We start from the raw sequence: 5444 nt of genomic DNA on the forward strand, positions 1-5444 counted from the left end.
GGGGGTGTCCGGTCCGGGCGACGCCCGCCTCGCCGGCGCGGCGGGGCCGGCGCCGGTGGTGTGTGGTGCGGTGGAGGTGTGGGTGATCTGGGCGTAGACGCGGCGGTAGCGCAGCACCAGCTGCGGGGTACCCGCGGCGGCGGCGCGTACCAGGTTGCCCAGGCCCTGCCGGGCGGCGGTCATCGTGAACGCCGGCAACTCCCCCTGCGCGGCCAACACATCCGGCGTGGGCGGGCCCAGCACCGCACGCACCCCGTGCGGAGCGTGGATCACCACCTGGGTGCCGTCGGCGGCGTCGGCCACCACCCGCGCCCACTGCCTGCGGACCTCCTCCACCCCGAACCCCGCACCCGAACCGGCCGCACCGCGCGTGAGCCCACCCGAAGCGTCCCCGTCCGGTGTGTGCTCTCCGTCGCTCATCCGCCCGACCCTTTCCCAGCCGACACCAACACCCGCGATCCTACCGTGATCCGACGCGAGAATCGGCTAGAACAGTAAGGAAGTCGAGTCGGAAAAGGGGGTTTCTCGCGTGGCGGGGGTGGTGTCACCGCGATGCTTCACCGAGCCGTGCGAGACATCCGTCCGGGCCGGGCCGGGAAGGCACCGGCGCTCCCCGGCTTCCCCCCGCACGAAGGGAAGCGGTGACCAGGGCGCGTTCCGCCCGGCCGCCGCCGGGCGCTCGCAGCGTGCCGCGATCTCCCTCCCGACCCCGTGCACCGCCGACTCGCCGGATCCGATCGGGAGTCCGCCGATCGCCGGCGGCGGCGTCACCAGGCGGGTCTGGGGTCGCGCAGGTGCGGCGGGGTCTGTTCGGGCAGGGCACGCGACCCGTCGTCGGTACGCAGGACGAAGCCCGGGTGCGGCGGGAACTCGAGGGTCTCCGGCGCCGGGAGATGGAAGCGGCGCGTACGCGGGAGCGGGACCTCGGTCAGCACCCCGTCGTGGAGCATCCACAGGCCGAAACACTCGTCGTCGACGTCGTGCATCAACACCTGCACGCTGCCCGGGTACGGCCACGCCAAGGACTCCAGATGCCTCAACAACCCGGTCCTGCCGCTCCGGCGCGGGAACTCCGCCGCCCACCCGTATCCGCCCAACACCTCGATCGCCTCGAACCGCCCCCGCCACGGACGACTCTCGTCGAAGCGCGTCAACGGCTCCATCACCTCGTGCGCGTGCAACGCCAACACGATGACCTCCGCGTCCATACCCATCCCGGGATACCACCCCACCCCCGGCACCCGACGCAACCCGATTCCCGACCCGACACCTCGAGCAGACCCCGGTCGCGCCGCGCGGAAACGCCCGGGGCGGGAGGCTGCGGATCGGGGGTCGGGAACCGCTGGGCCGATCGGCGGGCCGACATGGCGGCCGGCCGGATCCGGGGGTCCGTCGGCGCGGACCCGGGTGGACCGATGCGCCTGCGCACGCACCGCACCGGCAAATCCCGGCATGCCCGGGGTCAGGCCGCGCGATGCGTGTCCCCGAGACGGCGCAGTGCGTCGTCCAGGTCGGCTTGGGCACGGCCGAGCCAGGTGGTGGTGATGTCGGTACCGGCGGTGGTGTGGTCGGGGCGGCGGTGCAGACGGGGCTCCTCGCCGTGCTCGGCGGCGCGGGCGTGGGCGACGGCGTGGCTCGCGCGCGCGCGGCGGCGGCGAGTTCCTCGCCGGCCACGTCCAGGTAGGTGCGGGTGGCAGGTTGGGTGACCTTCGCGAGGTTGGCCGGGTCGGACAGGGCGCGGGCGATCGCCTCGAGGGTCCTGCCGGTCAGCTTGCGGGAGGTCAACGCCGGCGGCAGACCCGGGAGTTGCGCCAGGTGCGCGAGGGCCGTGCTCTCCACCAGGGTCAGGGAGTACGTCAGTCGTCCGAGTTTCGACAGATAGGTGTCATCGGGGAACATGCGGGCCGTTGTGCGACACCGGTCCGACGCCATCGACGCTTTCGCCCCTCGCACGGCGATTCGACCGCCCCGACGGACGGGTGCTCGTCCGCTCCTCGCCGGCCCGTTCGGTGGCACCCGAGGAGAAGGGTCACGGCCGATCCATGCCGTCCGACCCGGGTGTGGCCCGCGCGGCGTGAAGCCGGCCGTGGCCCTCGCTGCGTCACACGTCCCGGGTGAGACGCCCGGGTCGGCGCCCGGCGGCGTGGCCGAACAGTCGTGATCGCGCGGCTTCGCACCCGCACGCAACCTCGGAATCGCCCGGGCGCGATCTCGACCGGAGCTCCTCCCGGATGGGAGAATCTCGGCTTCGCATCGTGTCGGCGGTCTCCGCCCGACCGGGCTTCACGACCCCGCCTGCCCGGGGCGCCCGCCTCATGGTGGTTCCGCGCCGTCTTCGCGACGTCACCGGGCCGATCGCCGAGTCCGCACGCCGACGACGCGCCTTTCGTCGGGCAGCCGGTCCCGCGCCGTCGCGGATACCCCCATGCCGCGCCTTCACGATCCCGCACGCCGCGCTGCATCGTCACCACCGCCCGAAACCGCCCGAGAGGACCCGAGACCTTGAGCAAGAGGAAGAAGAAGCAGGACCTGACAGCCGGCGAACTCCTCACCGTAGCCTGGGGGTTGGCGTGCCTGATGTCGACCGGTGCCACGCAGGCGCTGGGAGTCCCGAGGGTGGCCTCCTACTGGGTCGCCGCGCTGCTGTTCATATCCGGCGTCGTCCTGTTCGTGTGGTACCGGGTCGCGTCGGGGCGCCGGCCGCTGTTGCGGCGCGGGTCGACCTCGCGGGGGTCGGCTGCGGTCTCGCTCGCGGGGGTGGACGCCATGAGCGGTCGGGAGTTCGAGCACCTGGTGGCGGGCCTGTGTCGGCGGGACGGGTGTTCGCGGGTGCGGGTGTCGGGAGGCGCGGGCGACCTGGGGGCGGACGTTGTCGGTCTACTCCCCGACGGACGGCGATTCGTGGTGCAGTGCAAACGCTTCGCGGTCACCTCCAAGGTCGGCTCGCCCGACATGCAGCGCTTCCTCGGCACGGGACGTCACGTCCACGGCGCCCAGGTCCTGATCTTCGCCACCACCACCGTGTTCACCACCCCGGCCCGGAATCTCGGCGTCGCCCAGTCCGTGGTGCTGATCGACCGGGACCGCCTCGGGGCGTGGTTGTCGGGGCGCTCCGCCCTCTCGTTCGTCGGGGCCGTTCGCCGTTGACCACCGCTTCCGCGTAGGCGCACACGGAAGCGGCGATCACCGGGACGAACCGTACGTCCGCGTCCGACGGTTCGGCGCCCGAAGTCCGGGTCGTGACCGGCACCCGCCGGCCCGGTCGTCGGCCCGCGAACGTGGAATCCCGCCCGGGCATGGGCGTCGTGCGGGAGACTGACACGGCCCTTTGGCCGCGGACTTTGCAGGCGATTTCCCGAGCGTCGGCGACCGAGCAGATGGAGGAATTCGTGAACACACCCGCTTCCCGTAAGTGGCCGGTCTCGGTCAAGGGCGTCGTGGTCGACCGCCGCGATCGTGTGCTTTTGCTGCGTAACGATCGGCGGGAGTGGGAACTGCCGGGCGGGCGACTGGAGTCGGGTGAGGGGCCGGCCGAGTGCGTGGTGCGCGAGATCGAGGAGGAGACCGCCTGGAGGGCTCGGACCGGGCCCTTGTTGGACACGTGGGTCTACGAACCTCTGCCCGGGCGCCACGTCCTGATCGTCACCTACGGCATCCATCTCCCGGACGCCGACGCCGCCCCGGTCCTCAGCCACGAGCACTGCGAGCTCGGCCTGTTCACCCGCACCGAGATCCCCGGCCTGTTCATGCCCGACGGCTACAAGCGGTCCGTGACGGCATGGTTCGACCACCCCGCCCGCACGGCCTGAGCACGCCGCGCACCGGTCCCGACGGGCGGGCGTGGGTGGCATGCTTCCGGGCGGCCTCGGGTCCTCGTGATCCGCCCGGGTCGTTCGCGTCCGGGCGCGGGTGAAGCCGGACCCGCGGGGTGGGTCCGGCTTGCGATGGTGCGCGGTGTGGCCGGTGGCGGTCAGCCGGCGAGCGGCAAGCCGTTGCGGAGCTAGGCGGCTTCGGGGGCGAGGTAGCCCGGGGACAGGAACAGTGCGGTGAACGTCCCGGGGCCGTGGCGGCGGTCGAGCCACTCGCACAGCCTCGACACGTCGCCGGCGATCACCGTCGTCAGGATCAGCGTGTGCAGATCCTCCGCCTCGGAGCGGCCGATCTCGGTCAAAAACCGTTCGTAGCGGGCGTTCACGTTCGCCTGGTAGCGGGCCAACGAGACGAGGTACGCGTCCCGTTCGGTCGCCGCCGGGGTGGGTTCGGCGAGGAGCGTGGACAGGTCGGCGGGGTCGAGTTGCCCGGTGACGTCCCGGAACGCGATCGCGTCGCCGCAGTCGCGGGCGGTGATGTCGTGCCGGGCTGCGGCGCGGCGGGTGATCGTGCGGGCCTCGCGGTCGCACGCCCCCTCCATCACGACGCCGATGTTGCGGGTGGTCTCGGCGCCGGCCGGGTCGGGACCGGAGTAGCTTCGCCCGCCCGCGCGCCGGAAGTTCAGCCCGTAGCGGCTGCGGACGATATCGCCGGCGTGGAGGTGGTAGTCCCGGCGGGACCCGAAGTGCAGGCAGTCGTGGGCGTAGGCGCGCAGCAGGTCGAGCACCGCGAGCGTCCCGTGGGCGGGTGCTCCCGTGTCCATGGGGCCGTAGGCGGTGATCAGGGCGCGCATCTGCACGTGTCGGTAGCCCTGATCGGGGTGGTGGAACCCGCCGAACGCGCCCGGTCGCGTCGATGCCACCCCGACCATGACGCGGTCCCCGGGGAGCAGACGGCGCAGGCCCAGACGGGCGTAGCGGCGGCGCATGAGGTCGTGGCCGGTGCGGAAGGGCGTGGTGTCCGCGCCGCTGTCGTGCCAGTGGGCGAGGACGTGGGTGAGGGTGTGGAAGGTGTGGTCGGGGTGCTGCGCGGAGAGGGTGTCGGTGGTGCGGGCGCGGGTCAGGTCGGTGCGCAGGGGGACGGTGTCGGGGCCGGTGAGGTGTTCGTTGGGGGCGAGGAGACGGGTGGGGTGTTGCGCGCGCTGTGCGTTCGGCGGGGTCGTGCGGGCGAGGAACCCGGGGAGAGCCGTCGGTGCCTCCGGAAGGATGCTCGAACGGGCCGATCTGGGCGAGCGGCCGGTGGCCTCGGATGCCGCCGTGAGGCGGGCGTGGGACGCCGGCGGGCCGGGCGGGAGCCGTTTCGTGATCTGCGGTTGCCCGGGTGGTGCCGTTCGAACGGTCAGGACGCGCGCGATGCTGAGGCGCGGTTCGCGCCGTGTGTGACCGTATGCCCATAATACGCTTATCTCTTGCGCTTGCGCAAGAGATTCTTGGCCGTCGTCCGGTCCCCTGCCGGCGTGGTGGGCGGAGCGCGCCAGGGGCCGGACGAGCGGGGACGGGTTCCCTCGTCGTCGCTCGCCCCGGCCAAGGTGACGAGATCCGATTCCCCCGCGATGCCCCCTCCACCGGGGAACA

The 5444-nt window shown here is 72.7% G+C and carries 5 protein-coding genes and 1 pseudogene; 3 read left to right on the forward strand and 3 right to left on the reverse strand.

Annotation, left to right across the window (positions count from 1 at the left end; genetic code table 11):
* Window positions 1-420: pseudogene (locus ABZS54_RS41900) on the reverse strand (hypothetical protein); the annotation flags it as partial.
* A 347-nt stretch (window positions 421-767) separates the two neighbouring features.
* Window positions 768-1214 carry a hypothetical protein gene (locus ABZS54_RS41905; protein WP_355548371.1) on the reverse strand — a complete coding sequence of 149 codons (447 nt, stop codon included), beginning with the start codon at window positions 1212-1214 and terminating at the stop codon, window positions 768-770.
* A gap of 260 nt (window positions 1215-1474) precedes the next feature.
* On the opposite strand from ABZS54_RS41905, the gene ABZS54_RS41910 reads away from it, so the two are divergent.
* The 3 genes from ABZS54_RS41910 (at window position 1475) to ABZS54_RS41920 (ending at window position 3809) form a co-directional block, all read left to right on the forward strand.
* Complete coding sequence (locus tag ABZS54_RS41910) at window positions 1475-1684, forward strand: hypothetical protein (protein ID WP_355548374.1); 210 nt, start codon at window positions 1475-1477, stop codon at window positions 1682-1684.
* An 818-nt stretch (window positions 1685-2502) separates the two neighbouring features.
* Complete coding sequence (locus ABZS54_RS41915) at window positions 2503-3147, forward strand: restriction endonuclease (protein ID WP_355548376.1); 645 nt, start codon at window positions 2503-2505, stop codon at window positions 3145-3147.
* A gap of 230 nt (window positions 3148-3377) precedes the next feature.
* Window positions 3378-3809 (forward strand): NUDIX hydrolase, encoded by a 432-nt coding sequence (locus tag ABZS54_RS41920; RefSeq protein ID WP_355548379.1) that lies wholly within the window; start codon window positions 3378-3380, stop codon window positions 3807-3809.
* A gap of 191 nt (window positions 3810-4000) precedes the next feature.
* On the opposite strand, the gene ABZS54_RS41925 is transcribed toward ABZS54_RS41920, so the two are convergent.
* Entirely contained in the window at window positions 4001-4798 is a 798-nt protein-coding gene (locus ABZS54_RS41925; protein WP_355548382.1) for a hypothetical protein, read from the reverse strand.
* Window positions 4799-5444 lie beyond the last annotated feature (646 nt).

This window comes from Embleya sp. NPDC005575 (assembly GCF_040605455.1).
In the GTDB taxonomy this organism is placed as follows: Bacteria; Actinomycetota; Actinomycetes; order Streptomycetales; family Streptomycetaceae; genus Embleya.

What these genes read in the sequence shown, in the direction of transcription:
- ABZS54_RS41925 (WP_355548382.1), bottom strand. Translation starts at nt 4,798, where the DNA reads ATGCGCCGCCGCTACGCCCGTCTGGGCCTGCGCCGTCTGCTCCCCGGG.
- ABZS54_RS41920 (WP_355548379.1), top strand. Translation starts at nt 3,378, where the DNA reads ATGGAGGAATTCGTGAACACACCCGCTTCCCGTAAGTGGCCGGTCTCG.
- ABZS54_RS41910 (WP_355548374.1), top strand. Translation starts at nt 1,475, where the DNA reads ATGCGTGTCCCCGAGACGGCGCAGTGCGTCGTCCAGGTCGGCTTGGGC.
- ABZS54_RS41905 (WP_355548371.1), bottom strand. Translation starts at nt 1,214, where the DNA reads ATGGGTATGGACGCGGAGGTCATCGTGTTGGCGTTGCACGCGCACGAG.